This window comes from Streptomyces sp. NBC_00090 (assembly GCF_045160815.1).
Lineage (GTDB): Bacteria > Actinomycetota > Actinomycetes > Streptomycetales > Streptomycetaceae > Streptomyces.
The window spans coordinates 2,779,811-2,803,894 of sequence record NZ_CP108224.1; the positions used below are offsets into that span (position 1 = coordinate 2,779,811).

Here is a 24,084-nt window from a genome sequence, read left to right on the forward strand (position 1 = left end):
TCGTTCCTCAGGAGGCTCCGCGCGCTCGACCCCGTTCCCCCGGCGCGCCCCTTCGGCTCACTCGCCGGCCCCCTTTCTTTGGGGCTCGGTTCGCGAAGGCCATGCGGGCATCGCGCTCCGGCATGACACCCACGGCCCCTCGTCCGGAATCACTTCCGGGCGGGGGGCCGTTGGCGTACAGTCCCCCGCACTACCTGACTGACCGTCAGAAAGGATGCGGGGCATGCGACTCGGACTCGCCCTCGGCTACTGGGGCCGCGGCCCCTCCCCCGCCCACCTCGACCTCGCACGCGAGGCCGAGCGGCTCGGCTACGACTCCGTGTGGACCGCCGAGGCCTGGGGCTCCGACGCCTTCACCGCGCTGACCTGGATCGCCGCGCACACCTCGCGCGTCAGGCTCGGGACCGCCGTCGCGCAGATGGCCGCCCGCACGCCGACCGCGACCGCGATGCACGCGCTCACGCTCGACCATCTCTCCGGCGGGCGGATGATGCTCGGGCTCGGCCTGTCCGGGCCGCAGGTCGTCGAGGGCTGGTACGGCCGGCCCTTCCCCCGCTCCCCGCTGACGGCGACCCGGGAGTACGTGGACGTGATCCGCCAGGTGCTGCGCCGGGAAGGGCCCGTCAGGCTCGACGGGCGCTTCCACTCGCACCCATACGCCGGCGAGGACGGCACCGGGCTCGGCAAGGCCCTCAAGCCGATCACCCACCCGCTCCGGGCCGGGCTCCCCGTCCTCCTGGGCGCCGAGGGGCCCAAGAACATCGCGCAGACCCTCGCGATCGCCGACGGCTGGCTGCCCCTGTACTGGTCCCCGGACCGCTGGGCCGAGGTCTACGCGCTGCCCGAGCGGCTCCCCGAGGGCTTCACCGTCGCCCCGATGGTCCGGGCCCAGCTCTGCGAGGACGTGACGGCCGGGCTGCTGCCGGTCAAGGCGATGCTCGGCTTCTACATCGGCGGCATGGGGCACGCGGCCCGCAACTTCCACGCCGACCTCATGGGGCGGATGGGGTACGGGAAGGAGGCCGCCCGCGTCCAGGAGCTGTTCGCGGCGGGCCGGCGCGAGGAGGCCGTGCTCGCCGTGCCGGACGCCTTCGCGGACGAGATCTCGCTCGTCGGCCCCCGGGAGCGGATCGCCGAGCGGCTGGAGTCATGGCGGCGGGGTCCGGTGACGGACCTGTTGGTCACGGCACCGGACCCCGCCACGCTCCGCGTGCTCGCGGAGCTCAACTCCTAGAGTCAACCGCCGAGTTGTGACGCGCTCGGCACCTGTTCGACGACCTCGGCACCGGCGCTCTTCCCGGCGTCCTTGACGCTGTTGATGACGGACTCGAAGACGCCGATGTCCGTGGCGCCCACCTCGCCCTTGCGGAGCTTCGTCCCGAGTTCCTTGAGCGACTCGATCCCGGCGGAGAGCGGCGCGACCGCCTTCGAGAGCAGCGGGTCGCCCTTGGCGTTGTTCACCGCCGCCTTGAGCCGGTTGTACGTGAACGCGCCCGCGAGGCCCGCCTTCACGAGGGCGAGGGTCCGCCCGTCCGCGCCCTTCGTGAACTTGCCCGCGCGGTACGGCTTCACGATCCACTGGTACGTGGCACCCGCGGCCAGGCCCGCGTTCGCCACGAACCGGGTCTTGGCCAGCTTCTGCTGCTCGAAGCCGGCCGTGCCGGTCGGGGTCGCGACGGCGCTCGCGCTCTGCGTGTCGTCGCCGCCGCACGCGGCGGTGGTCAGGAGCAGGGCGCAGGACAGCACCAGGGCCACGACGCCCCGGGTGAAGGGACGGGACGCGGATCTGGACGCGGGCGCGGATCTGGACGCGGGCGCGGTTCGGGGCACGGCGGGACCTCCCTGGGGGGTGATGGCGCCAGCCTCACCCCGGTCCGGGACGTCCGCCACCCGGGCCACTCCGTACGGGTCCGGGCCACCCACCCCCGTACGGCCTCCGGCCCGCGCCTCAGACCCGCGCCCCAGGCCCGCGCCTCAGGCCCGGCCTCAGGACCGCGTCTCAGGACCGCGCCTCAGGACCGCGCCTCAGGCCCGGCCTCAGGCGCGGCGTCCGGCCCCTGCCTCAGGCCCCGCAGCAGTCCGGTTCGAGGCCGGTGGGGAGGCGTTCGCCGCCGAAGACGGCGACCGTCGCCTCCTCGCCGCCGAGCGCCGCCACCGCGAGCAGCAGGGAGCCCGCGGTCCAGCTGGTCTGCTCCTCGGGCCACATCGCCCGGTCGCCCTCGAAGACGTACCCCGTCCAGTACATGCCGTTCCCGGCACGCAGGTGCTGGATGTCCTGGAGGATCGTGAGGGCCCGGTCCGATTCGCCCATCGCCCAGAGGGCGAGGGCGAGTTCGCAGGACTCGCCGCCCGTGACCCACGGGTTCGGCACCACGCACCGCACGCCGAGGCCGGGCACGACGAACTCGTCCCAGGCGGCCTCGATCCGGGCCTTGGCCTCGGGGCCGGTGATCGCGCCGCCGAGGACCGGGTAGTACCAGTCCATCGAATAGCGGGACTTGTCGAGGAAACGCTCGGGGTGGCGGCGGATCGCGTGACCGAGCGCCCCCGTCGCCAGCTCCCAGTCCGGCTGGGGCTCCTCGCGGGCCTCGGCGATGGCGAGGGCGCAGCGCAGCGCCTGGTGGATGGAGGAGGAGCCGGTGAGGAGGGCGTCGGTCACGGCCTCGCCGGAGGGCTCGCGCTTCCAGCCGATCTGTCCGCCGGGCTGCTGGAGTCCGAGGACGAACTCGACGGCCGCGTAGACGACGGGCCACATCCGGTCGAGGAAGGCGTCGTCGCCGGTGGAGAGGTAGTGGTGCCAGACGCCGACGGCGATGTACGCGACGAAGTTGGACTCCCGGCCGCGGTCGGTGACGTCGGCCGGGTCGCCGTCGCGGTAGGCCGCGTACCAGGAACCGTCCGTGTTCTGGTGGCGGGCGAGCCACTCGTAGGCGCGGGCCGCGGCGCTGTGCTCGCCGGCCGCGTCGAGGGCCATCGCCGCCTCGGTGTGGTCCCACGGGTCGAGGTGGTGACCCCGGAACCACGGTATGGCCCCGTCCTCGCACTGGCCGGCGAGGATCCCGGTGACGGTCTCGGCGGCCTGCTCGGCGGTGAGGACACCGGGCAGGACGAGGTGCTCGGCGATCCGCTCGGGGCTCGTCACTTGGCCGCGTCCGAGGCAGCGGCCTTCGGGAGGTGGGGCTTGGTCGCGTACGCCACGAAGCTCTTGCCGACGACCGGGTTGAGCAGCTGCTCGGCGACCCGGGTCAGGGCGGGCTTCTTCATGATGTCCCAGACCAGGAGCTTGTGGTACGCGCGGACCGGCAGGGCCTTGTCGTTGTCGACGCCGAACGCGCACTTCAGCCACCAGTACGGCGAGTGCAGGGCGTGCGCGTGGTGGGTGCCGTACGGCTTGAGGCCGGCCTGCCGGATCCTGGCGAGGAGCTCGTCGGCCTTGTAGATGCGGATGTGGCCGCCCTCGACCTCGTGGTACGCGTCGGAGAGCGCCCAGCAGAGCTTCTCGGGACCGTAGCGGGGCACGGTGATCGCGATCCGGCCGCCCGGCTTGAGGACGCGGACCATCTCGGCGAGCACGCCCTTGTCGTCGGGGATGTGCTCCATGACCTCGGAGATGATGACGACGTCGAAGGACTCGTCGGGGAAGGGCAGGTTGAGGGCGTCGCCCTCCATCGCGGTGGCGGTCGCCCCGGCGGGTGCCTCCCCGGCCTCCTTCATCGCCGCGAACCACTTGGCGACCTCGCGGATCTCCTCGCCGTTCTGGTCGAGGGCCACGACCTGGGCGCCGCGCCGGTAGCACTCGAAGGCGTGCCGGCCCGCACCGCAGCCCAGGTCGAGCACGCGGTCGCCTGGGGCGAGCGGGAAGCGGGTGAAGTCGACGGTCAGCACGAGGGCCTGCCTTCGTGGTCGGGACGGTGGTGGTGCGGGTGCGGGTACACGTGGTGGGGGTGGTGCGGGTGTCGCGCGAGTGTGCCGGTCACCTGCGGACGCCCTGGCGGGCGCCCTGCCTGGCCACGGCCTCGCGGTAGAGCTCGGCGGTGCCCTGGGCCGCGCGGGCCCAGGTGAAGCGGTCCAGGACCCGGGCGCGGCCGGCGGCGCCGAGGCGGGCCCGGAGCTCGGGGTCGCCGAGGACCCGGCCGAGGGCGGCGGCGAGCGCGCCCGCGTCGCCCGGCGGCACCGCGAGGCAGGTCTCGCCGTCGGCTCCGGCGACCTCGGGGATCGCGCCGCCGGTGGTGGCGACGAGCGGGGTCCCGGTGGCCATGGCCTCGGCGGCGGGCAGCGAGAAGCCCTCGTACAGCGAGGGCACGCAGGAGACCTGGGCGGAGCGCACGAGGTCGACGAGCTCGGCGTCGCTGATGCCCTTGACGAAGTCGACGGCGCCGTCGAGCCCGTACCGCTCGATGGCCTGGGCGACGGGGCCGTCCTCGGCGCGCTTGCCGACGACGACGAGGTGGGCGTCGGGGTTCTCGGTGCGGAGCTTGGCGAGCGCCTCGATCAGGTGGACGAGGCCCTTGAGCGGGACGTCGGCGCTGGAGGTGGTGACGATCCGGCCGGGGACCTCGGCGACGGCCGGGTCCGGGGACCAGAGCGCGGTGTCGGCGCCGATGTGGACGACCCGGATGCGGTCCTCGCGTACGCCGAGGTGCTCGACGATCTCCTGGCGGGAGGTGCCGGAGACGGTGAGGACGGACGGCATCCGGCGGGCGACCCGCTTCTGCATGCGGGTGAAGGCGTACCAGCGGCGGACGGAGGCGCGGCGCTTCCAGTCGGCGGCGGCGTCGATTTCGAGCTGCCGGTCGACGGTGATGGGGTGGTGGATCGTGGTGACGAGCGGCGCGCCCAGGGCCCGGGGGCCGCCGAGGAGGCCGTAGCCGAGGGTCTGGTTGTCGTGGACGACGTCGAAGTCTCCGCGGCGGGCGGCGAGCATGCGCCGGGCCCGCAGGGAGAAGGTGAGCGGCTCGGGGAAGCCGCCGGTCCACATGGTGGCGACCTCGAGGCCGTCGATCCAGTCCCGGTACTCCTCGCGCTTCGGCGTCCGGAAGGGGTCCGGCGAGCGGTAGAGGTCGAGGCTGGCGATCTCGGTGAGCGTGAGCCCCGCGAGGGCCGCGCCGTCGACGACCTCGTCCAGGACGGGGTACGGCTGGGAGCCGATGACCTCCACGCTGTGGCCGAGGCGGGCGAGCTCACGGGAGAGGTGGCGGACGTAGACGCCCTGGCCACCGCAGAAGGGGTTCCCCTTGTACGTGAGGAGAGCGATCCGCAACGGACCGTCACCGTCCGCGATGACGCCCTGGCGGGGGCCGGCCGGGCTTGCCTCTATGGCTTCCGCGGTCATGCGCGACCCCCTTCGAGCGTGCGTTTCGCCGGAGCGTAACCGCTCGCGCTAATCTAGAACAAGTTACAGACTTGATCGTTCTTGATCTTCTTGCGTGATCCTCTTGATCGTCCGAGGAGGACAGAATCTACCGGCAGGTAGCTCCGTGGTGAGAGCCGGAACAGGTGATTCGCGCCACGACGGCCGGACCGCCATACTGTCGCTCCCCACCGCACGGAACGGGACCTCATGACCGCAGACAGCAGGGCGGACCTCAGACCCTCGTCGCCGCCTCTCACGGAGCGCCAGGAGGCGCGGCGCCGCCGCATCCTGGACGCCAGCGCCCAGCTCGCCGCCCGGGGCGGCTTCGACGCCGTGCAGATGCGGGAGGTCGCCGAGGCGGCCGGAGTGGCCCTGGGCACGCTGTACCGCTACTTCCCGTCCAAGATCCATCTGCTGGTCGCGACGATGCAGGACCAGCTCCAGCACATGCACACCACCCTGCGGAAGCGACCGCCCGCGGGCGCGGACCCTGCGGAGCGGGTCGCGGAGACCCTGATGCGGGCCTTCCGGGCGCTCCAGCGGGAACCGCAGCTCGCCGACGCGATGGTGCGGGCACTGACCTTCGCCGACCGCGGGGTGAGCCCCGAGGTGGACACGGTCTCGCGGCTGACGACGGCGATCATCCTGGACGCGATGGGGGCGGAGCACCCGACCCCGAGCCAGCTGTCGGCGGTGCGGGTCATCGAGCACACCTGGCACTCGGCGCTGATCACCTGGCTGTCCGGACGCGCCTCGATCGCACAGGTGAAGATCGACATAGAGACGGTCTGCCGTCTGATCGACCTGACGGCGCCGGGCGCGGGTACAGGCGTGGGCGCGGGCGCGCCGGAGTCGGAAGCGAAGGCGGAGTCGAAGGCAAAGTCGGCACAGGCACAGGCGCCGGCTCCGGCGCCGGCACAGGCGCGGGCGCCCTCGAACTGAGCGATCCCGTCCGCGCCCCCACCCGCTGACACGTCGGGGGCACGGACGGCCGGGAGTCAGGACGACTGCCTGGCCTTCTCGTTGTCGGCCGCGATCTTCGCCGCGCACTCCGGACCGTTGTCGGCGGCGACGAACATCACCATCTTCAGCGGGCCCTGGGCGTGGTTGCTGGCCTGCATCGTCCAGCCGCTCTTCTCCAGGGACTTGATCACGGAGCCGTTCTGCTCGATGCTCCGCGCCTCCTTCCAGCCGCCGCCGGTCAGGGTCGTGATGGTGTCCCCGTACGACTTCACCGGGTCCGCGGCCTTCTCGGCGTCGGCCGTCCAGGTGATCATGCAGTCCTTGAGCTCGGCCGACACCTCCTCGTCGCCGGAGGCGTCCTGTGTGAAGCCGGCCCCCGTCGCCGCGTCCGCGATCTCCTTGGTGACCCCGGCCGCGTCGAGCTTCCCGCCGCCCGAACCGCCCGAGCCCGAACCGCCCGTGCCGGTCGAACCGGCCGAGGACGAACCGCCCTTGTCCGTACCGCCCTCGCTTCCGCAACCGGCAACCAGCAGGACCACACCGGCGGCCGCGGCCACCCACTTCGCCTTGCGCACAACACTCCCGAATACGCACGCACGAAGGCCCCTTGCCCCCGTGACCAAGGGCATAGTTTTGCACGAGGGAACGACAAGTCCTCGCAACGGCCGGTCCCGTCAGCCCTGTTCGCCGTCCCCGAACAGGAGCTCCATCTCCCGTTCGCCGAACTGCCGCATACACGCGTCCTCCGTCGCGTGGAAGGTGACCGCGTCCATCGTCATGGCCGCCCTCCCGGCGGTGTGACGTGCCATGAGCGTCCAGCCGTTCCTCTTGAGCGTGACGGCCGCCGTGGTGCTTCCCTTGTCGTCGAGCTTCTCCTCGTGCCGCTTCCCGGCCGCCCAACCCTCCCGGGCGAGCGTGGCGACCGTCGCGTCGAACTTCCCGCGCGCTCCGTCGACCACGGGTCCCATGTACTGCCAAGCGGCGGCGCACGCGGCGACGCGCAGCTCCAGCCGCTCGCGCTCCGTGGAGGGGGTGGGCCGGGGGGAGGCGGAGTCCGTCGGTTCCGGTGCTCCGAGCCCCGGCAGTTCGGACTCGGGCAGCCCGGCAGCGGCGACGGCCGCGACGATCTCGGCCCGCGCGGCCTCCCGGCCGAAGCCGGAGCCCGAGCCACCCGCTCCGCCCGCCCCGGCCCCGAACAGCGTCACCGCCGCCGCGCCCGCACCGGCCACGACCGCCGCCCACCGTCTCCCCTGCATGTCTTCCCCACTCCCTCGGCCGCTGTGCCGAGGGAGTGTCACACACGCGGTACGCGAAACAGCGGGCGCCCCGGATCACGCCCGGCCCGCTCCCGTGGTCACTCTCCCGCCCGCTCCCCCGACGGGGACACCGCTCGCCCCCCGGTCACTCCTCCGGCGGGAACACCGGTTCCCCGCCGTCCGCGAGGGTGATCAGGATGGCCTCCACGGGGCAGCCCTCGGCCGCCGCGAGCAGGAGTTCGCCCGCGTCGGCCTCCGGATCGCGCGGATGCGACTGCCGGGCCGTGTCGAGGCGGAAGGAGGCGGGGGCGTGGCTGACGCACATGCCGGAGCCGATGCAGACGCTCCGGTCGACCTCCACGTGCCAGCGGTCCCCCATCACTCCCCGCTCTCGGGGGCCCCGGCCGGGCCCTCGTACCCGCCGGGCAGGTGGATCATCTTGTGCTCCAGGTACTCGCCGAAGCCCTCGGGGCCGAACTCCCGCCCCAGGCCGGAGTTCTTGTAGCCGCCGAAGGGGCCGAGCATGTCCAGGCTGAAGGTGTTGACGTTGAAGGTGCCCGTCCGCACGCTCCGGGCGAAGTCGATACCGTGCTCCACGTCCCCGGTCCAGACGCTGCCGCTGAGGCCGAAGTCGGAGTCGTTCGCGATCCGGAGGGCCTCGGCCTCGTCCCCGTACGGAAGGAGGCAGATCACCGGGCCGAAGATCTCCTCGCGGGCGATCCGCATGGAGTTGTCGACGCCGCCGAAGAGCGTGGGCTCGACGTACCAGCCGCGGTCGAGGCCGGCCGGACGCCCGCCTCCCGCGAGGACCTTGGCGCCCTCCGCCTGGCCGATGCCGATGTAGTCGAGGGAGCGCTGCTGCTGGCGCCTGGCGACGAGCGGGCCGACCTGGGTGGCCGGGTCGAGCGGGTCGCCGACGACGAGCGCGCCGGCCGCCGCGGCGAGGGCCTCGGCGATCTCCTCGTAACGGGAGCGGGGGGCGAGGATGCGGGTCTGGGCCACGCACGCCTGGCCGTTGTTCATCCAGGCGGCCGGGACGATCCCGGCGACGGCGGTGTCGAGGTCCGCGTCGGGCAGGATCACGGCGGCCGACTTGCCGCCCAGTTCGAGGGTGACGCGGGTGAGGTTGCGGGAGGCGACCTCCATGACCCGCTTGCCGGCCGCGACGGAGCCGGTGAAGGAGACCTTGTCGACGCCGGGGTGGCCGACGAGGTACTCGCTGACCTCGCGGTCGGCGGGCAGGATGCTGAGCACGCCCTCGGGCAGCCCGGCCTCGGTGGCGATCTCGCCGAGGATGTACGAGTCGAGGGGCGACTCCGGCGAGGGCTTGAGGACCACCGTGCAGCCCGCAAGCAGCGCGGGCCCCAGCTTGGCGGCGGCCGTGAACTGCGGGACGTTCCACGGGACGACGGCCGCGACCACACCCACCGGCTCGCGCCGCACGAGCAGCGGCCCGAGCACGCCGCCGCGCCGCTCCTCGAAGTCGAAGTCCCGGGCGACGGTGATCGCCGCGTCCCAGACCATCATGGCGCCGAGCGCCTGGGCGAGGACGGACCAGGAGTACGGGGAGCCGTTCTGCGCGCTGATGGAGCGGGCGATCTCCTCGTACCGGGCGGCGATCGCGTCCTTGACGCGGCTGACGACCGCGATCCGCTCCTCCACCGCCATCCGGGGCCAGGGCCCCTCGTCGAAGGCCCGGCGGGCGGCGGCGACGGCCCGGTCGACATCGGCCTCGGAGGCGTGCGGGACGCGCCCGATGACCTCCTCGGTGTGCGGCGAGATCACCTCGATGACCCCACTGCCGAGCGGGTCGGTCAACTCCCCGCCGATGAACAGCTTTCCGTGCTCCACAAGCTCGGTCATGACCGCTGCCTCCCGAGGAGATGAAATTCCCTGACGATGCATCAGAACTGATACCAGTTCTAGTTACAGGGAGCAATGGCCCGGACAGAATGGGCCCCGCCAGCCGTTATGCGACTGGCGGGGCCCCTGTCATGTGGCCTGGACCGCCTCCGGGCCGTCAGCCGCTCCCCCTGCTTGGGCTCCGGAAGGACGCCGGCGGCCACCAAGGTCGGTCCTGGCGCGGTAGTGGGCCCATCCGCTGGCGAGCAGGTCGTACGAGGAGTGAAGGACCTACGCCAAAGCAAGCAGGTTCTGGCCGAATCGGGAATTCGTCAGCGCCTTCGCCGCGATTCCATTCACTGATTACATCGACCCGATCGGAGACGCCCGAATGACCCTCGGGCGGGCTCCACACCTTCAATCGCCTCCCTGGTCCGGGCCCGCGTCCAGCAAGAACAGGGGCCATTCATGCACCTCGAAGTCAGACGTAAGTCCTGCCCGAGTCGCCAAATACCACACACCCACTGACCATGCTCAAACCCAGACCGGACAGGAAATCGATCAAAAGGCACTCCACCGACCTAGTGAGCAAGCACCGGCTTGCAGCGCTTGCACAGCGAGGCGGATTCAGGGTCGATCTGGTCGACAGCCTTTCGCCTGAAATCACTGCGCACCAATGGGCATTTCCGCAGATGCAGGGTCCTCGAATTCGGATTCTCGTAGAGGATCGCGTCGGAAAGATGCCAGCCCTCGGGAACCTCCATCCGTCGAGTCAGGGAAACATAGGCATCGGTTCCGCGCAAGGGCTGCAGCAGAGGCCACTCAATAATGTCCTCGAATCCCAACTCTCCAGCAGAATACTGGGCCTCTAGCAGCGCCATGGCCGCTTCGTCTTCACCCAAGAGGCAATGCTTGGCAAGCCTATATCTCGAACTGAGCGCCCTAGCGTCCCAATTTTCAACCTCGGGACGCACAGATTCGTCCCCCATCCCCCGCCTTGCGATCCATCTGTTAACCCTGTAGGTCAGCTCATCATCCATGTCCTGCGCGACACCCTCCCCGAAAGTGGCACACTTCTCCACGATTCGATGGCGCCCCTTCACGAGGTTTCGGTAGATGAACTTATGCAGCTTGCTGTTGAAGTATTCGATCTCCCCCTTGGCCAGCTTCACCCCCATGGCTATCGCCAGCAGAAAACCGAAGGCAAGCAGCTCACTTGCGGCCCTCGTCACATAATCATGGTCAACCGGAAGGGAATCACCCTCCACCACGTCAGCCGAGTACTTGGGCGCCACGTTGCGTAGGTAGCGACGGCTCGCCATCCCACCGTTATGCACAATCACATGACGTCGCTGAAAGACCTCCTGAAGGAATTCCCAATCGATTGCATAGTCCTCGAACTTCAGGTTCATTTTATCGGCGAAGAATCTCTTCCATTCACCGAAGCTTCCGAACATGAGTTCATCCACCCGCCTCCCGATGGCTATGTCAATGGCGTCAGAAAGGCTCTCCATTTCTTTTAGCTCCCTCAGGGAGAACTCCTTGTCCTTCTCCCTCGATGCGGCCTCAAGAGCCTGCGGGGTGACCCTGTAGTACGCCGCCACCAGATCGGAGAACAGAACTTCGAAGTTACTGACGGCAGATACCGTAGTGGACTGCAAAAATATAGGGAGCCTGGGCGGCCTCTGCAGAGTCTCATGAAGGTGCATCATGAAGGCCGGACCCCAGGTCTCCGTTTTAACTTCAGCCCAAATCACCTCCATGAAATTGGGCACATCATCGCCACTGTCATTCAAGTTTGATTCAACCTTTCCGAACGCCTTGTCGACCTTCGCGACGCTCCCTTTACTCAGGTTCGACAGCATCTTCGAAAAAGAGGATGAAGCTTCATCCATTGAGTCGAGCTTCGTCACTTCCGGAATGGATACGTCTGCCACTTCCAGTAATGCGTCAATGCGCCACCAGAAAGTGTCTGCCATATGGGTAACACGGGCCGCAAACAGCTGAGTGGGCGTGAGTTCATCAGCAGCAAAAGGCTTCTCTTGTGACATGCGCCACACGTTAGCGCGATGATGTGAGCCATGCCCCCGGTTCCAGGAATCAGCCGAAGTGACCGACCGAGGTTCGCGAGCTACCCGCGGCGATCTCCCCCCAGGAGCGGACAAGCGACCGGGCGCACGACGGGAGTCGCCGAGGCCGGCGAGCGAGAGCTCCCTCAAGAGGCACCGCGCGCCGTCAGCCACACGGTCGCGCCGGAGTTCGCCCCGACCCCAGGTCGGCGGCCGAGCGAAGTCAATGCGGCACAAGCCACTCTGACGGTTCGTCAGTTCTCGTTATAGTGGGCACTGGTCGAGCAAGCTCCGTACGGCCTTGGAGAGATGAGGGCACATGACCCAGGTGACCGAGCACGGCGGAGGCGTCTGGTCCCTGCGGGTCCCCATCCCGGACAATCCGCTCGGCCACACCCTGGTCCACGTCCTCGACACCGACCGCGGCCCGGTCCTCGTCGACACCGGCTGGGACGACCCGGCGTCCTGGGCCGAGCTCACCGGCGGGCTCACCGCGCTGGGCCTCTCCGTGCAGGAGATCCACGGCGTCGTCATCACCCACCACCACCCCGACCACCACGGTCTCTCCGGCCGGGTCCGCGAGGAGTCCGGCGCCTGGATCGCCATGCACGCCGCCGACACCGCCGTCGTCCGCCGCACCCGCGACGCCGAACCCGGCACCTGGCTCGACTACATGACCCACAAGCTGACCGCCGTCGGCGCCCCCGAGGAGCACGTCGCCCCCCTGCGGGCCGCCCGCGCCTCCGGCCGGCTGCGGACCCTGCCGGGCCTGCGCTCCGCGCTCCCCGACCGCGAGATCGTCCCCGGCGAGCTCCTCGACCTCGCCGGCCGACGGCTGCGCGCGATCTGGACCCCCGGCCACACCCCGGGCCACGTCTGCCTCCACCTGGAGGAGGAGCACCCCGCCCGGCTGCCCGGCCACGGCCGGCTCTTCTCCGGCGACCACCTGCTGCCCGGGATCTCCCCGCACATCGGGCTGTACGAGCACCCGGGCGACGCCCAGGAGACCGACCCCCTCGGCGACTACCTCGACTCCCTCGAACGCATCGGCCGCCTCGGCGTCGCCGAGGTCCTCCCCGCCCACCAGCACGCCTTCGCCGACGCCGCCGGCCGGGTCCACGAGCTCCTCGTCCACCACGAGGAACGGCTCACCGGACTCCTCACCCTGCTCGCCACCCCGCTCACCCCCTGGCAGCTCGCCGAACGCATGGAGTGGAACCGGCCCTGGGACCAGATCCCCCACGACTCCCGGAACATCGCCGTCAGCGAGGCCGAGGCCCATGTCCGCCGCCTGGTGAAGCTGGGCCGCGCGGAGGCCGTGACCGGCACGGACCCGGTCACGTACATCGCGGTGTGACCTCCGGCGCGTGGCACGTCCCCGGCAAGTGTGAGCCTCGGCGCCCGGCACGTACCCGGCCGGTGTGAGCCTCCGGCGCCTGTCGCGTACCGGCGGGTGTGAGGCGCCTCGCACCCCCGGGGCGGCGGGCGTACGGGCCGGTAGAGTGAGCAGGTCGTCATCATGCCCGTACGGGGGGAAGCCGGTGCGAATCCGGCACCGACCCTTCCCCAAGCTCTCGACTTCGCTCGAGCAGGGGAGACCCCTGTCGTGAGCCGCTCCCCGGGGAGCGGCGAGTCGGAATGCCCCGTCCGGGACGTGACCGCCGGCACCGTCGAGGAATACGGAGCCGGAGCCTGGTGCCCTTGAGGCGTGCCGGTGCCCGGCCGCAGGAGAGGGCCCCATGAACACCGTCCGCCGCGGCGCCGCCGCGCTCGCAGCCGCCGCAGTCGTACTCGGCACCGCAGCTGCCGTCCCGGCCGCCGCCGCCCCCTCCCCGACCCCCTCGACCGGCACGCCGGCGCCCGGTCTGTACGGCACGAAGGACCCGACGTACGACGGGGTCTGGCGCCAGTCCCTCGCCTTCCTCGCCCAGCGCGCCACCGGCTACCAGCCCGCCGATCAGGCCGTGGACTGGCTCCTCGGCCAGCAGTGCGCCGACGGCTCCTTCGCCTCGTACCGCGCGGACGCGGCGAAGCCCTGCGACGCGAAGACGATGCGGGACACCAACGCCACCGCGCTCGCCGTCCAGGCGCTCGGCGCCGTCCGCCGCCAGACGGCGGAGCCGGAGAAGGTCAACACGGCCGTCACGGCCGGCGCCGACTGGCTGCGGTCCGTGCAGAACAAGGACGGCGGCTGGAGCTACACCCCCGGCGGCCCCAGCGACGCCAACTCCACCGCGGTCATCGTCGGCGCCCTCGCCGCGACCGGCGTCAAGCCCGGCTCCTTCACCTCCACCGAGGGCCGCACCCCCTACGACACGCTCCTCACCTTCGCGCTGCCCTGCTCGGACAAGGCCGGCGCCGGAGCCTTCGCGTACCAGCCCGACAAGACCGGCAAGCTGCTCGCCAACGCGGACGCCACCGCCGCCGCGACCCTCGCCGGGCTCGGCAAGAGCGTCGTCGCCACCAAGGCCTCCCCCGACCAGGCCCCGGCCTGCCAGGACCTGACGAAGCCGACCGTCGAGCGGGCCGCCCTCAACGGCGCCGCCTACCTCGCGAAGACCCTCGCGAAGACCGGCCACCTCACCACCCCGCCGATGCCGGGCGCCACCGACACGAGCGAGAAGCCCGACGTCGGCAACACCGCCGACGCGGTCGTGGCGCTCGCCGCGGCCGGCGCCGCCAAGGAGGCGAAGCCCGCGCTGGAGTGGCTGGAGAAGAACTCCGCCGCCTGGGCGAAGGAGAGCGGCCCCGCCGCCTACGCCCAGCTGATCCTGGCGGCCCGCGCGACGGACACGGACCCGCGCGAGTTCGGCACGGCCGACCTGGTCGAGCAGCTCAACGCCACCGGCCCCGCGCCCAAGACCCCGGACACCTCCGCCTCCTCCACGAGCGACGACGAGGAGTCCGGCTTCGACGTGTGGTGGATCATCGGCATCGGCATGGTCGTCGGCGTCGGCATCGGCTTCCTCGTGAGCGGCCGCAAGAAGTGACGACTGCCACGGAGGGGGCGGGGGCCGGCGCTGGGGCTGGGGCTTGGGCCGGGACCGGGGTTGAGACCGGGGTCGCGGGCTCGGCACGGGTCGCGGGCGCGGCCCGGTTCCGCGGTGGCGCCCGGGGCTCCCGGGCCCCCCGCACCGCCCTGACCGTCGCCGCCCTCTTCGGGGCGTTTCTGATGCTGTTCGCCGTCGCGGCGGCTCCGGCGCAGGCCGCCGGGTACCGCTACTGGTCCTTCTGGGAGAGCGACGGCGGGAAGCCCTGGGCGTACGCCACGCAGGGGCCGGCGACCGCCCGCCCCGCCGACGGCGACGCGATCGGCTTCCGCTTCGCGATCAGCAAGGGCACGAGCGACACCTCGCGCCCCTCCGTCGCCCCCGACTTCCCGGGGATCTGCGCGGGCGTGGAGAAGAAGGACGGCACCAAGCGGATCGCGGTCGTCGTCGACTTCGGCGGTCCGCAGGACGCCCCGCCCGGCGAGACGCTTCCCGAGAAGCCGGTCCGGGTCGGCTGCGCGCAGGTCCGTGAGGACGCGACCGGCGCGGAGGCGCTGGCCGAGGTGGCGAAGCCGCTGCGGTACGACGGCGCCGCCATGCTGTGCGGGATCGCCGGCTACCCGGCGCGGGGCTGCGGCGAGCAGGTCGCGGAGAACGGGGAGGCGTCGCCGGTCGCCCCGACGACCCCTGGCTCCGCTTCGGCTTCCGATTCCGCTTCCACTTCCACTTCCGGCACCGTCTCCGGGGCGGAGGACGGCAGCGGCCCGTCGTTCGGCGTGCTCGCCGGCGGCGCGGCCGTCCTGGCCCTCGGCGGCGCCGCGATCTGGAAGGCCCGCCGCCGCGGATGACCCCCGTGAGCCCTGCGGACCCTGCGGTCCGCATCAGCCCCGTGTGCTCCATGAGCCCTGCGGGCCCCGCGGACCGCATGAGTCCTGTGAGCCCCGTGAGCCCCGCGGACCCAGCGGACCGCCTGAGTCCCGTGAGCCCCGTAAGCCCCATGAGCCCTGTAAGCCCCGTGAGCCCCGTATGACACGCGCCGTCCTGCCGGCCGTGCTGCGCGCCCCCGAGGCGAACCGGTCGAACGCCCTGCACGCCGGAGCCTGGTGGCTGTGGGCGCTCGGCCTCGCCGTCGCCGCCTCGCGTACCACCAACCCGCTCCTCCTCGGCCTGCTCGTCGGGGTCGCCGGGTACGTCGTCGCGGCCCGCCGCACGGACGCGCCCTGGGCCCGGTCGTACGGCGCGTTCGTGAAGCTCGGCCTGTTCGTCGTCTTCCTGCGGGTGGTCTTCTCCCTGCTGCTCGGTTCCCCGATCCCGGGCACCCACGTCCTGTTCACCCTGCCCGAGGTGCCCCTGCCCGAGTGGGCGCAGGGGGTACGGATCGGGGGGCGGGTCACGGCCGAGCAGCTGGTCTTCGCGCTGTACGACGGCGCCAAGCTGGCGACCCTGCTGATCTGCGTCGGCGCGGCGAACGCGCTGGCCAACCCGGCGCGGCTGCTCAAGTCGCTGCCGGGGGCGCTGTACGAGGCCGGGGTCGCCGTCGTCGTGGCGATGACCTTCGCGCCGAACATGGTCGCCGACGTGGTCCGGCTGCGGACCGCCCGCCGTCTCCGGGGCCGCCCCACGGGCGGCGTACGGGCGGTGCTCCAGATCGGTCTGCCCGTCCTCGAAGGCGCCCTGGAGCGGTCGATCGCGGTCGCGGCCTCGATGGACGCGCGCGGGTACGGGCGGACGGCCCGGGTCCCCGTCTCCGTACGCCGCACGACGAACGTGCTGGTCCTGGGCGGTCTGCTCGGCGTCTGCGCCGGTTCGTACGGGCTGCTCGCCGCGGAGGGCGCCGGGTACGGGCTCCCGCTGCTGGCCGCCGGCCTCCTCGCGGCGATGGCCGGGCTCCGGCTCGGCGGGCGGCGGACCGTACGGACCCGGTACCGGCCCGACCACTGGGGCGCGCGGGCCTGGCTGGTCGCGGGCTCCGGTGTGGCGGTCGCCACGCTGATGATCTGGGCGAACGCCTACGCCCCGGAGGCGCTGCACCCCGGGGTCGTCCCCCTGGAGGCGCCGGAGCTGCCGCTCTGGCCGGCCGTCTCGATCCTGGTGGGTCTGCTCCCGGCGTTCGTGGCCCCCGTTCCCAAGGAGAGCTCGTGATCCGCTTCGAGAACGTCTCGGTGAGGTACGAGGAGGACGGCGAGCCCACCCTGCGGGGCCTGGACCTCACCGTCCCCGAGGGCGAGCTCGTCCTGCTCGTCGGCCCGTCCGGCGTCGGCAAGTCGACCCTCCTGGGCGCGGTCTCCGGACTCGTCCCGCACTTCACCGGCGGCACCCTGACCGGCCGGGTGACGGTCGACGGCCGGGACACCCGCACGCATCCGCCGCGCGAGCTCGCGGACGTGGTCGGCACGGTCGGGCAGGACCCCTCGGCGCACTTCGTCACCGACACGGTCGAGGACGAGCTGGCGTACGGGATGGAGTCCCTCGGCCTGGCGCCGGCCGTCATGCGGCGCCGGGTGGAGGAGACGCTCGACCTGCTCGGCCTGGCCGAACTCCGCGACCGCCCGATCGCCACGCTCTCCGGCGGGCAGCGCCAGCGCGTCGCGATCGGCTCGGTCCTCACCCCGCATCCCAAGGTCCTCGTCCTCGACGAGCCGACCTCGGCGCTGGACCCGTCGGCGGCGGAGGACGTCCTCGCGGTGCTGCAGCGCCTGGTCCACGACCTGGGCACGACGGTGCTCCTCGCCGAGCACCGCCTCGAACGGGTCGTCCAGTACGCGGATCAGGTCATCCTCCTGCCGGACGGTGTCATGGGCCCGACGGCCGAGATCATGGCGGTCTCGCCGGTGCATCCGCCGGTGGTGGCGCTCGGCCGCCTGGCGGGCTGGGACCCGCTGCCGCTGACGGTGCGGGACGCACGGCGGAGGTCGGGCGAGCTGAAGGCGAGGTTGGAGGGGCGGGACCCTGCGGGGCTTCTCCCCCACCCCGCGCCCATGTCAGCCCCGCCGGCGTTTGAGGCGCGGGGGTCCGGGGGCAGCGCCCCCGGTTCCGGGAAGGGGCGGGGTGGGGGATTCCTCCCGTTCCTACGGCGCCGCACCCCCACCACCGACCCGACCCCAGCCGCCACCCCCACCGATCCGGCCACCACCCCCGCCACCCCCCTCGTCCTCGCGGACGCGCTCGGCGTCCGGCGCGGTCGCGTCGAGGCCCTCCGCAAGGTGGACCTCCAGGTCCGGGCCGGCGAGACCGTCGCGCTCATGGGACGGAACGGTGCCGGGAAGTCCACCTTCCTCTCCACCCTCGTCGGCATGATCCCGCCGACCTCCGGCACGGTCCGCGTCACCGGGCGCACCCCCCACACGACCGCCCCCCGCGAGCTGATCCGCCAGGTCGGCCTGGTCCCGCAGGAGCCGAGGGACCTGCTGTACGCGGACACCGTCGCCGCCGAGTGCGCCGCCGCCGACGCGGACGCGGGCGCGGCGCCCGGGACCTGTCGGGCCCTGGTGTCCGAGCTGCTGCCGGGGGTCGCGGACGACACCCATCCCCGGGACCTGTCCGAGGGGCAGCGGCTCGCGCTCGCGCTGGCCGTCGTCCTGACCGGCCGCCCTCCTCTTCTTCTCCTCGACGAGCCGACCCGTGGTCTGGACTACGCGGCCAAGGCCCGGCTCGTCGCCCATCTGCGCGGGCTCGCGGCGGAGGGCCACGCGATCGTGCTCGCCACGCACGACGTGGAGCTGGCGGCCGAGCTGGCGCACCGGGTGGTGATCATCGCGGACGGCGAGGTGGTCGCGGACGGCCCGACGGCCGAGGTCGTCGTCTCCTCCCCCGCCTTCTCCCCGCAGGTCGCCAAGATCCTCGCCCCGCAGCCCTGGCTCACGGTCGAGCAGGTCGAGGAGGCCCTGTGAACAGCCGCCCCGTGAGCGGACGGCCCGTCCGGCTCGGCCCGCGTTCCGTCGCCGCGCTCGTCCTGGTCTCCCTCGTCGGGCTCTTCGCCTTCTGCTGGCCCCTCTTCGCGGCCCCCGAATCGGCCGTGACCTCGCATGCCGGGGACGCGCCGTGGCTCTTCGCCGCCCTGCTGCCGCTCCTGGTCGCCGTCGTGGTCGCCACGATCGCCGACTGCGGGATGGACGCGAAGGCGGTCGCGATGCTGGGCGTGCTCGCCGCCGTGGGGGCCGCCCTCCGCCCGCTCGGGGCGGGGACGGCCGGCCTGGAGCCGATGTTCTTCCTGATGGTGCTGAGCGGTCGGGTCCTCGGGCCGGGCTTCGGTTTCGTCCTGGGCTCGGTGACGATGTTCGCGTCCGCCCTGCTCACGGGCGGGGTCGGCCCCTGGATGCCGTTCCAGATGCTCTCGATGGGCTGGTTCACGATGGGCGCCGGGCTGCTCCCGGGCCCTGAGAGGTTCCGGGGCAGGGGTGAGCTGCTGATGCTCTCCGCGTACGGCTTCGTGGCGGCGTTCGCGTACGGAACGATCATGAATCTGCAGGGCTGGGTGCTGCTCCAGGGGCTGAGCAGCGGGATCTCCTTCCAGCCGGGTGCCCCGCTCGACGAGAACCTCGTCCGTTTCCTCGCCTACGTCGTGGCGACCTCCCTCGGCTGGGACCTCGGCCGCGCCGCCCTCACCGTCGTCCTCACCCTCACCATCGGCGCCACGCTCCTGAAGGCGCTGCGCCGTGCCACGCGGCGGGCGAACTTCGAGGCCCAGGTCACATTCGAGGCCCCGAAAGGGGCCGCTCCGGGTGAGGCGGCCCACAGGACCTACGTCACGTACGAGCCGAAATAGTAGTCGGGCGTACCCGTTCAAATCCCCCCATAGCCGGGCATGACCTGCGGAAACGTCCCGCACCCACCCCCCGGGGCCTTCCTGCCGGGTCCGAACCTTCCTCGTACTGGGGGTCGTTGCATCGGCGTTCCAGCCCTGCTTGTCTGGTGGACGTCGCCAGGCAGCCGGTGCTCACCACAGCGCCTCGGTCGGCCGGTTCCCCCCAGTCCCCGGGTCCCCCGGGCTCTGGTTCCGGCTTGCCGAAATCGCCCGGCGCGACCCTTGTTCCCGACGTTAGGTAAATACGTTGATCAGCTCGCTCACCACTCGTGTCGCCGCCCGCAAGAAGACCTTCGCCGTCACCGCAGCCGTGCTGCTGGGCGCGTCGGGTGCGGTGCTCGGCACGACGGGCTCGGTTTCGGCCGCCAGCCCGCAGGAGCTCGCTCGTGACATCGTCCCCGCCTCGCAGTACGCGTCCTTCAGCAAGATCGTCGAGCACGAGTCGAACTGGAACCACACCGCGACCAACTCGTCCAGCGGCGCCTACGGCCTGGTCCAGGCCCTGCCGGCCTCGAAGATGTCCTCGGCCGGTTCCGACTGGAAGACCAACCCGGCCACCCAGATCAAGTGGGGCCTGGAGTACATGAACGAGCGCTACGGCTCCCCGAACGCCGCCTGGGCGTTCTGGCAGGCCAACGGCTGGTACTAAGAAACCCGCCGCCGCACAGCGCACCCGCAAGGCCCCGCCCTCCTCTCGGAGGGGCGGGGCCTGCGGCGTTTTCCGGGCTGGGCCGGAGGGTCGCCGGGGCGCGCTGCGGGTGCACTGCGGGTGCGCTGGAAATTTAGTAGACCGGTCGTCTAGTGTCTCCGTGTCGGCGGACCCAGGATCCCGCCGCGACGCCGGAGGCCGCCCCATGTCCGCAGTACCCACCCCGCTCGGGCACGACGACGGCTCCGGGCGCGACGACGACCTCGGGCGCGACAACACCTTCGGGAGCAACGACGTCTTCGGGAGCGACGGTCCGGACGCCCTCGGTCCCGGCCGCTTCGGTGAGCTCGTCGGGACCGTGCTCCCCGTCGTCCAGGGCCCCTTCGGCGGCGGCCTGTCCTCCGTCGCCCTCGCGGCGGCCGTGTCCGAGGGCGGCGGCCTCGGCTCGTACGGGGCGCACGTCCTCGGCCCCGAGGAGATCACCGCGCTCGTGGCCCGGCTCCGCGCGGCCACCGACCGCCCCTTCGCCGTGAATCTCTGGGTCCCGCAGGAGGGCGAGGCGGAGGCGCTCGCCGCCGTCACGGATCCGGTGACGCACGCCGAACGCCTCCGGCCGTACTACGAGGAGCTGGGCGTACGGCCGCCGGACGCCGGGGACGTACGGGCGTGGCCGGACTTCGACGAACAGCTGGACGCCCTGCTCGCGGCGGCCCCGCCGGTGATCAGCCTGGTCATGGGCCTGCCGCCGCGCCGCCTCGTCGCGGAGGCCCGGCGGCGCGGCATCGTCGTGGTGGGCACGGCGACGACCGTCGAGGAGGCCGTGGCCCTGGAGCGGGCCGGCGCGGACGCGGTCGTCGCCTCCGGCAGCGACGCCGGCGGCCACCGGGGCGCCTTCCTCCGGCCGGTACGGGAGTCCCTGGTCGGCACCTTCTCCCTCGTCCCGCAGGTGGCGGACGCGGTGACCGTCCCCGTGGTCGCGGCGGGCGGGATCGCCGACGGGCGCGGGATCGCCGCCGCGCTCGCCCTGGGCGCGGACGCCGTCCAGATCGGCACCGGCTTCCTCGCCGCCCGCGAGTCGGGGGCGAGCGAGGCCCACCGGCGGATCCTCGGCACCCCGGAGGCCCGTACCACCGTGCTCACCCGGCTCTTCTCGGGACGCACGGCCCGGGGCGTCCCGAACGGTTTCGTCCGGGACATGGCGGCCCACGAGGACGCCGTACCGCCCTACCCGGTCCAGAACGCCCTGATGCAGCCGATCCGCCGGGCCGCCGCCGAGCAGAACCGCCCCGAGTACCTGAACCTGTGGGCCGGCCAGGCGGCGACGCTGGCGCGGGAGTCCCCGTCGGCGGGGACGTACCTCGCCGGGCTGGTCACGGACGCCCGGAAGCGACTCCCGGCCTGACGACTCCGGTCCGCGCGAGCAGGAGCAGGAGCAGGATCAGGATCAGGAGTGCGGGGGTCAGAGCCGTTGGATGATGGTGCCGGTGGCCAGCGCCCCACCCGCGCACATGGTGATGAGCGCGAACTCCTTGTCGGTGCGCTCCAGTTCGTGCAGGGCGGTGGTGATGAGCCGGGCCCCGGTGGCGCCGACCGGGTGGCCGAGGGCGATGGCGCCGCCGTTGACGTTGACCTTCTCCAGCCCGTCCAGGTCCCGCTCGAACTCCTGCGCCCAGCTCAGCACCACCGAGGCGAAGGCCTCGTTGATCTCGACGAGGTCGATGTCCCTGAGGGTCATCCCCGCCTTGCCGAGTACGGCACGGGTCGCGTCGATCGGCCCGTCGAGGTGGAAGTGCGGGTCGGAGCCGACGAGGGCCTGGGCGACGATCCGGGCGCGCGGGCGGAGCTTGAGGGCGCGGGCCATGCGCTTGGAGGCCCAGAGGATCGCGGAGGCGCCGTCGGAGATCTGGGAGGAGTTCCCGGCGGTGTGGACGGCGGTCGGCATGACGGGCTTGAGCCGGCCGAGGCCCTCCATGGTCGTGTCGCGCAGGCCCTCGTCCCGGTCGACGAGCCGCCACATGCCCTGTCCCGCCGCCTGTTCGGCCTCCGTGGTGGGGACCTGGACGGCGAAGGTCTCGCGCTTGTACCGCTCCTCGGACCAGGCGATGGCGGCCCGTTCCTGGGAGAGCAGGCCGAGGGAGTCGACGCGCTCGCGGGTGAGGCCGCGGCGGCGGGCGATGCGCTCGGCGGCCTCGAACTGGTTGGGCAGGTCGACGTTCCACTCGTCGGGGAAGGGCTTGCCGGGGCCGTGCTTGGAACCGGAGCCGAGCGGGACGCGGGACATGGCCTCGATGCCGCAGCTGATCCCGATGTCGATGACGCCGGCCGCGACCATGTTGGCGACCATGTGACTGGCCTGCTGCGAGGAGCCGCACTGACAGTCGACGGTGGTGGCGGCCGTCTCGTACGGCAGGCCCATGGTGAGCCAGGCGGTGCGCGCCGGGTTCATGGACTGCTCGCCGGCGTGGGTGACGGTACCGCCGACGATCTGTTCGACGCAGTCGGCGTGGATGCCGGTGCGGCCGAGGAGTTCGCGGTAGGTCTCGCCCAGGAGGTAGGCGGGGTGGAGGTTGGCGAGCGCGCCTCCGCGCTTGCCGATGGGGGTGCGTACGGCTTCGACGATGACGGGTTCCGCGGCCATGAGCTCGTCCTCTCCTCGACCGCTCGGGGTGTCCCGGCACCCCGTCCGGTCGGCGTCACGGGGGAACTAGTACGCGTTCTAGTTCTGAGTGCAGTCTTATGACTGCTACCCCGGGTACGCAAGGGTCCGGGACGCAACAGTTCCCGCCCCGCCCCTTGCTACTTGGAGAACTCGTTACTAACTTTCCCGGCAACTTCTGATGGACCATCAGATTATGGAGGCGTGTTGCCGATGCCCTGTCCTCATCTCCCCGAAGGGTTCGACGCCACCGACCCCGATCTCCTCCGTACCCGCATACCCTTCCCGGAGTTCGCCCAACTGCGGCAGACGGCACCGGTGTGGTGGTGCCCCCAGCCGGCCGGCATCACGGGCTTCCAGGACGAGGGGTACTGGGCCGTCACGCGCCACGCGGACGTCAAGTACGTCTCCACCCACCCCGAACTGTTCTCCTCGAACGCGAACACCGCCGTGATCCGCTTCAACGAGCACATCACGGCCGAGCAGATCGAGGTCCAGAAGCTGATCATGCTCAACATGGACCCGCCCGAGCACACCCGGGTCCGCCAGATCGTCCAGCGCGGCTTCACCCCCCGGGCGATCCGGACCCTGGAGACGGCCCTGCGCGACCGCGCCCGCGCCATCGCCGAGGAGGCCCGGCAGGGTGCCGGACCCGACGGCACCTTCGACTTCGTCACCCAGGTCGCCGTCGAACTGCCCCTCCAGGCGATCGCCGAGCTCATCGGCGTCCCCCAGGAGGACCGCTCCCGGATCTTCGACTGGTCGAACAAGATGATCGCGTACGACGATCCCGAGTACGCCATCACCGAAGAGGTCGGCGCCGAGGCCGCCATGGAACTCATCGGCTACGCGATGACCATGGCCGCCGCCCGCAAGGAGTGCCCGGCCGCCGACATCGTCAGCCAACTCGTCGCCGCGGAGGGCCAGGGAAACCTCTCCTCCGACGAGTTCGGCCTCTTCGTCCTCCTCCTCGCCGTCGCCGGCAACGAGACCACGCGCAACGCCATCAGCCACGGCATGCACGCCTTCCTCACCCACCCCGACGAGTGGGAGCTCTTCAAGCGGGAGCGGCCGGCGACCACCGCCGAGGAGATCGTGCGCTGGGCGACCCCGGTGGTCTCCTTCCAGCGGACCGCGACCCAGGACACCGAGATCGGCGGCCAGAAGATCCGCGAGGGCGACCGCGTCGGCATCTTCTACTCCTCCGCCAACAACGACCCCGAGGTCTTCACCGACCCCGAGCGCTTCGACATCACCCGCGACCCCAACCCGCACCTCGGCTTCGGCGGCGGACCGCACTTCTGCCTGGGCAAGTCCCTCGCCGTGAAGGAGATCGAGCTGATCTTCAACGCGATCGCGGACGTCCTGCCCGACCTCACGCTCGTCGGTGAACCCCGGCGGCTGCGGGCCGCCTGGCTGAACGGGGTGAAGGAACTCAGGGTCCGCACGGCGTGAGTGGCCGGGCGGACGGCACGCCACACGGAACCGGAACGCCGTCGACC

The 24,084-nt window shown here is 71.8% G+C and carries 20 protein-coding genes and 1 pseudogene; 11 read left to right on the top strand and 10 right to left on the bottom strand.

Annotated features, from left to right (window positions below; all coding sequences use genetic code 11):
• Positions 1–223 precede the first annotated feature (223 nt).
• Positions 224–1,234, top strand: a complete 1,011-nt coding sequence (locus OG361_RS12245; RefSeq protein WP_405853351.1) for an LLM class F420-dependent oxidoreductase — start codon at positions 224–226, stop codon at positions 1,232–1,234.
• A 2-nt stretch (positions 1,235–1,236) separates the two neighbouring features.
• On the opposite strand, the gene OG361_RS12250 is transcribed toward OG361_RS12245, so the two are convergent.
• The 4 genes from OG361_RS12250 to OG361_RS12265 all read right to left on the bottom strand — a co-directional run bounded on the left by OG361_RS12250 (position 1,237) and on the right by OG361_RS12265 (position 5,332).
• A complete protein-coding gene (locus OG361_RS12250; RefSeq protein WP_405853352.1) occupies positions 1,237–1,830 on the bottom strand; it encodes a hypothetical protein in 594 nt (197 codons plus the stop codon).
• A 232-nt stretch (positions 1,831–2,062) separates the two neighbouring features.
• The gene (locus tag OG361_RS12255; RefSeq protein ID WP_405853353.1) at positions 2,063–3,142 is read right to left on the bottom strand and encodes a prenyltransferase; all 1,080 of its coding nucleotides are present in this window, start codon (positions 3,140–3,142) and stop codon (positions 2,063–2,065) included.
• Entirely contained in the window at positions 3,139–3,885 is a 747-nt protein-coding gene (locus tag OG361_RS12260; RefSeq protein WP_405853354.1) for a class I SAM-dependent methyltransferase, read from the bottom strand. Before OG361_RS12260 ends, OG361_RS12255 begins: the two co-directional genes overlap by 4 nt.
• Positions 3,886–3,973: 88 nt before the next feature.
• On the bottom strand, positions 3,974–5,332 hold the full coding sequence (locus tag OG361_RS12265) for a glycosyltransferase family 4 protein (protein ID WP_405853355.1): 1,359 nt from the start codon (positions 5,330–5,332) through the stop codon (positions 3,974–3,976).
• Positions 5,333–5,560: 228 nt separating this feature from the next.
• Here OG361_RS12265 and OG361_RS12270 point away from each other — a divergent pair.
• Positions 5,561–6,178 (top strand): annotated as a pseudogene (locus OG361_RS12270) (TetR family transcriptional regulator); the annotation flags it as partial.
• 173 nt (positions 6,179–6,351) lie between these two features.
• Here the strand turns inward: OG361_RS12270 and OG361_RS12275 are convergent.
• The 5 genes from OG361_RS12275 to OG361_RS12295 form a co-directional block, all read right to left on the bottom strand.
• A complete protein-coding gene (locus OG361_RS12275) occupies positions 6,352–6,891 on the bottom strand; it encodes a hypothetical protein (protein WP_405853356.1) in 540 nt (179 codons plus the stop codon).
• A gap of 99 nt (positions 6,892–6,990) precedes the next feature.
• On the bottom strand, positions 6,991–7,572 hold the full coding sequence (locus OG361_RS12280; protein WP_405853357.1) for a hypothetical protein: 582 nt from the start codon (positions 7,570–7,572) through the stop codon (positions 6,991–6,993).
• 145 nt (positions 7,573–7,717) lie between these two features.
• Positions 7,718–7,951 (bottom strand): ferredoxin, encoded by a 234-nt coding sequence (locus OG361_RS12285; RefSeq protein WP_405853358.1) that lies wholly within the window; start codon positions 7,949–7,951, stop codon positions 7,718–7,720.
• Positions 7,951–9,435, bottom strand: coding sequence for an aldehyde dehydrogenase (locus tag OG361_RS12290; RefSeq protein ID WP_405853359.1), 1,485 nt, complete (start codon positions 9,433–9,435; stop codon positions 7,951–7,953). Before OG361_RS12290 ends, OG361_RS12285 begins: the two co-directional genes overlap by 1 nt.
• Before the next feature lie 560 nt (positions 9,436–9,995).
• Positions 9,996–11,465 (bottom strand): hypothetical protein, encoded by a 1,470-nt coding sequence (locus OG361_RS12295; RefSeq protein WP_405853360.1) that lies wholly within the window; start codon positions 11,463–11,465, stop codon positions 9,996–9,998.
• A 337-nt stretch (positions 11,466–11,802) separates the two neighbouring features.
• Between OG361_RS12295 and OG361_RS12300 the strand changes: the two genes are divergently transcribed.
• The 8 genes from OG361_RS12300 to OG361_RS12335 all read left to right on the top strand — a co-directional run bounded on the left by OG361_RS12300 (position 11,803) and on the right by OG361_RS12335 (position 21,328).
• Positions 11,803–12,840: an MBL fold metallo-hydrolase gene (locus tag OG361_RS12300; protein WP_405853361.1), complete on the top strand. Its 1,038-nt coding sequence runs from the start codon at positions 11,803–11,805 to the stop codon at positions 12,838–12,840.
• A 382-nt stretch (positions 12,841–13,222) separates the two neighbouring features.
• Entirely contained in the window at positions 13,223–14,473 is a 1,251-nt protein-coding gene (locus OG361_RS12305) for a prenyltransferase/squalene oxidase repeat-containing protein (RefSeq protein WP_405853362.1), read from the top strand.
• Positions 14,474–14,655: 182 nt separating this feature from the next.
• A complete protein-coding gene (locus OG361_RS12310; RefSeq protein ID WP_405862206.1) occupies positions 14,656–15,321 on the top strand; it encodes an SCO2322 family protein in 666 nt (221 codons plus the stop codon).
• Positions 15,322–15,499: 178 nt separating this feature from the next.
• Positions 15,500–16,615: an energy-coupling factor transporter transmembrane component T gene (locus OG361_RS12315; protein ID WP_405853363.1), complete on the top strand. Its 1,116-nt coding sequence runs from the start codon at positions 15,500–15,502 to the stop codon at positions 16,613–16,615.
• The gene (locus OG361_RS12320; protein WP_405853364.1) at positions 16,612–18,363 is read left to right on the top strand and encodes an ABC transporter ATP-binding protein; all 1,752 of its coding nucleotides are present in this window, start codon (positions 16,612–16,614) and stop codon (positions 18,361–18,363) included. Before OG361_RS12315 ends, OG361_RS12320 begins: the two co-directional genes overlap by 4 nt.
• On the top strand, positions 18,360–19,238 hold the full coding sequence (locus OG361_RS12325; RefSeq protein WP_405853365.1) for an ECF transporter S component: 879 nt from the start codon (positions 18,360–18,362) through the stop codon (positions 19,236–19,238). Before OG361_RS12320 ends, OG361_RS12325 begins: the two co-directional genes overlap by 4 nt.
• A gap of 286 nt (positions 19,239–19,524) precedes the next feature.
• Positions 19,525–19,926 carry a transglycosylase SLT domain-containing protein gene (locus tag OG361_RS12330; RefSeq protein WP_405853366.1) on the top strand — a complete coding sequence of 134 codons (402 nt, stop codon included), beginning with the start codon at positions 19,525–19,527 and terminating at the stop codon, positions 19,924–19,926.
• Between the two features lie 205 nt (positions 19,927–20,131).
• Positions 20,132–21,328 carry an NAD(P)H-dependent flavin oxidoreductase gene (locus OG361_RS12335; protein ID WP_405853367.1) on the top strand — a complete coding sequence of 399 codons (1,197 nt, stop codon included), beginning with the start codon at positions 20,132–20,134 and terminating at the stop codon, positions 21,326–21,328.
• A 57-nt stretch (positions 21,329–21,385) separates the two neighbouring features.
• Here the strand turns inward: OG361_RS12335 and OG361_RS12340 are convergent, their stop codons facing one another.
• Positions 21,386–22,564, bottom strand: a complete 1,179-nt coding sequence (locus OG361_RS12340; protein WP_405853368.1) for a steroid 3-ketoacyl-CoA thiolase — start codon at positions 22,562–22,564, stop codon at positions 21,386–21,388.
• 231 nt (positions 22,565–22,795) lie between these two features.
• Between OG361_RS12340 and OG361_RS12345 the strand changes: the two genes are divergently transcribed.
• Positions 22,796–24,037: a cytochrome P450 gene (locus OG361_RS12345; RefSeq protein WP_405853369.1), complete on the top strand. Its 1,242-nt coding sequence runs from the start codon at positions 22,796–22,798 to the stop codon at positions 24,035–24,037.
• Positions 24,038–24,084 lie beyond the last annotated feature (47 nt).

Coding starts and splice junctions, on each gene's coding strand:
- OG361_RS12245 (WP_405853351.1), top strand. CDS start 224: ATGCGACTCGGACTCGCCCTCGGCTACTGGGGCCGCGGCCCCTCCCCC.
- OG361_RS12265 (WP_405853355.1), bottom strand. CDS start 5,332: ATGACCGCGGAAGCCATAGAGGCAAGCCCGGCCGGCCCCCGCCAGGGC.
- OG361_RS12280 (WP_405853357.1), bottom strand. CDS start 7,572: ATGCAGGGGAGACGGTGGGCGGCGGTCGTGGCCGGTGCGGGCGCGGCG.
- OG361_RS12285 (WP_405853358.1), bottom strand. CDS start 7,951: ATGGGGGACCGCTGGCACGTGGAGGTCGACCGGAGCGTCTGCATCGGC.
- OG361_RS12290 (WP_405853359.1), bottom strand. CDS start 9,435: ATGACCGAGCTTGTGGAGCACGGAAAGCTGTTCATCGGCGGGGAGTTG.
- OG361_RS12295 (WP_405853360.1), bottom strand. CDS start 11,465: ATGTCACAAGAGAAGCCTTTTGCTGCTGATGAACTCACGCCCACTCAG.
- OG361_RS12300 (WP_405853361.1), top strand. CDS start 11,803: ATGACCCAGGTGACCGAGCACGGCGGAGGCGTCTGGTCCCTGCGGGTC.
- OG361_RS12305 (WP_405853362.1), top strand. CDS start 13,223: ATGAACACCGTCCGCCGCGGCGCCGCCGCGCTCGCAGCCGCCGCAGTC.
- OG361_RS12310 (WP_405862206.1), top strand. CDS start 14,656: ATGCTGTTCGCCGTCGCGGCGGCTCCGGCGCAGGCCGCCGGGTACCGC.
- OG361_RS12315 (WP_405853363.1), top strand. CDS start 15,500: ATGACACGCGCCGTCCTGCCGGCCGTGCTGCGCGCCCCCGAGGCGAAC.
- OG361_RS12335 (WP_405853367.1), top strand. CDS start 20,132: ATGTCCGCAGTACCCACCCCGCTCGGGCACGACGACGGCTCCGGGCGC.
- OG361_RS12340 (WP_405853368.1), bottom strand. CDS start 22,564: ATGGCCGCGGAACCCGTCATCGTCGAAGCCGTACGCACCCCCATCGGC.
- OG361_RS12345 (WP_405853369.1), top strand. CDS start 22,796: ATGCCCTGTCCTCATCTCCCCGAAGGGTTCGACGCCACCGACCCCGAT.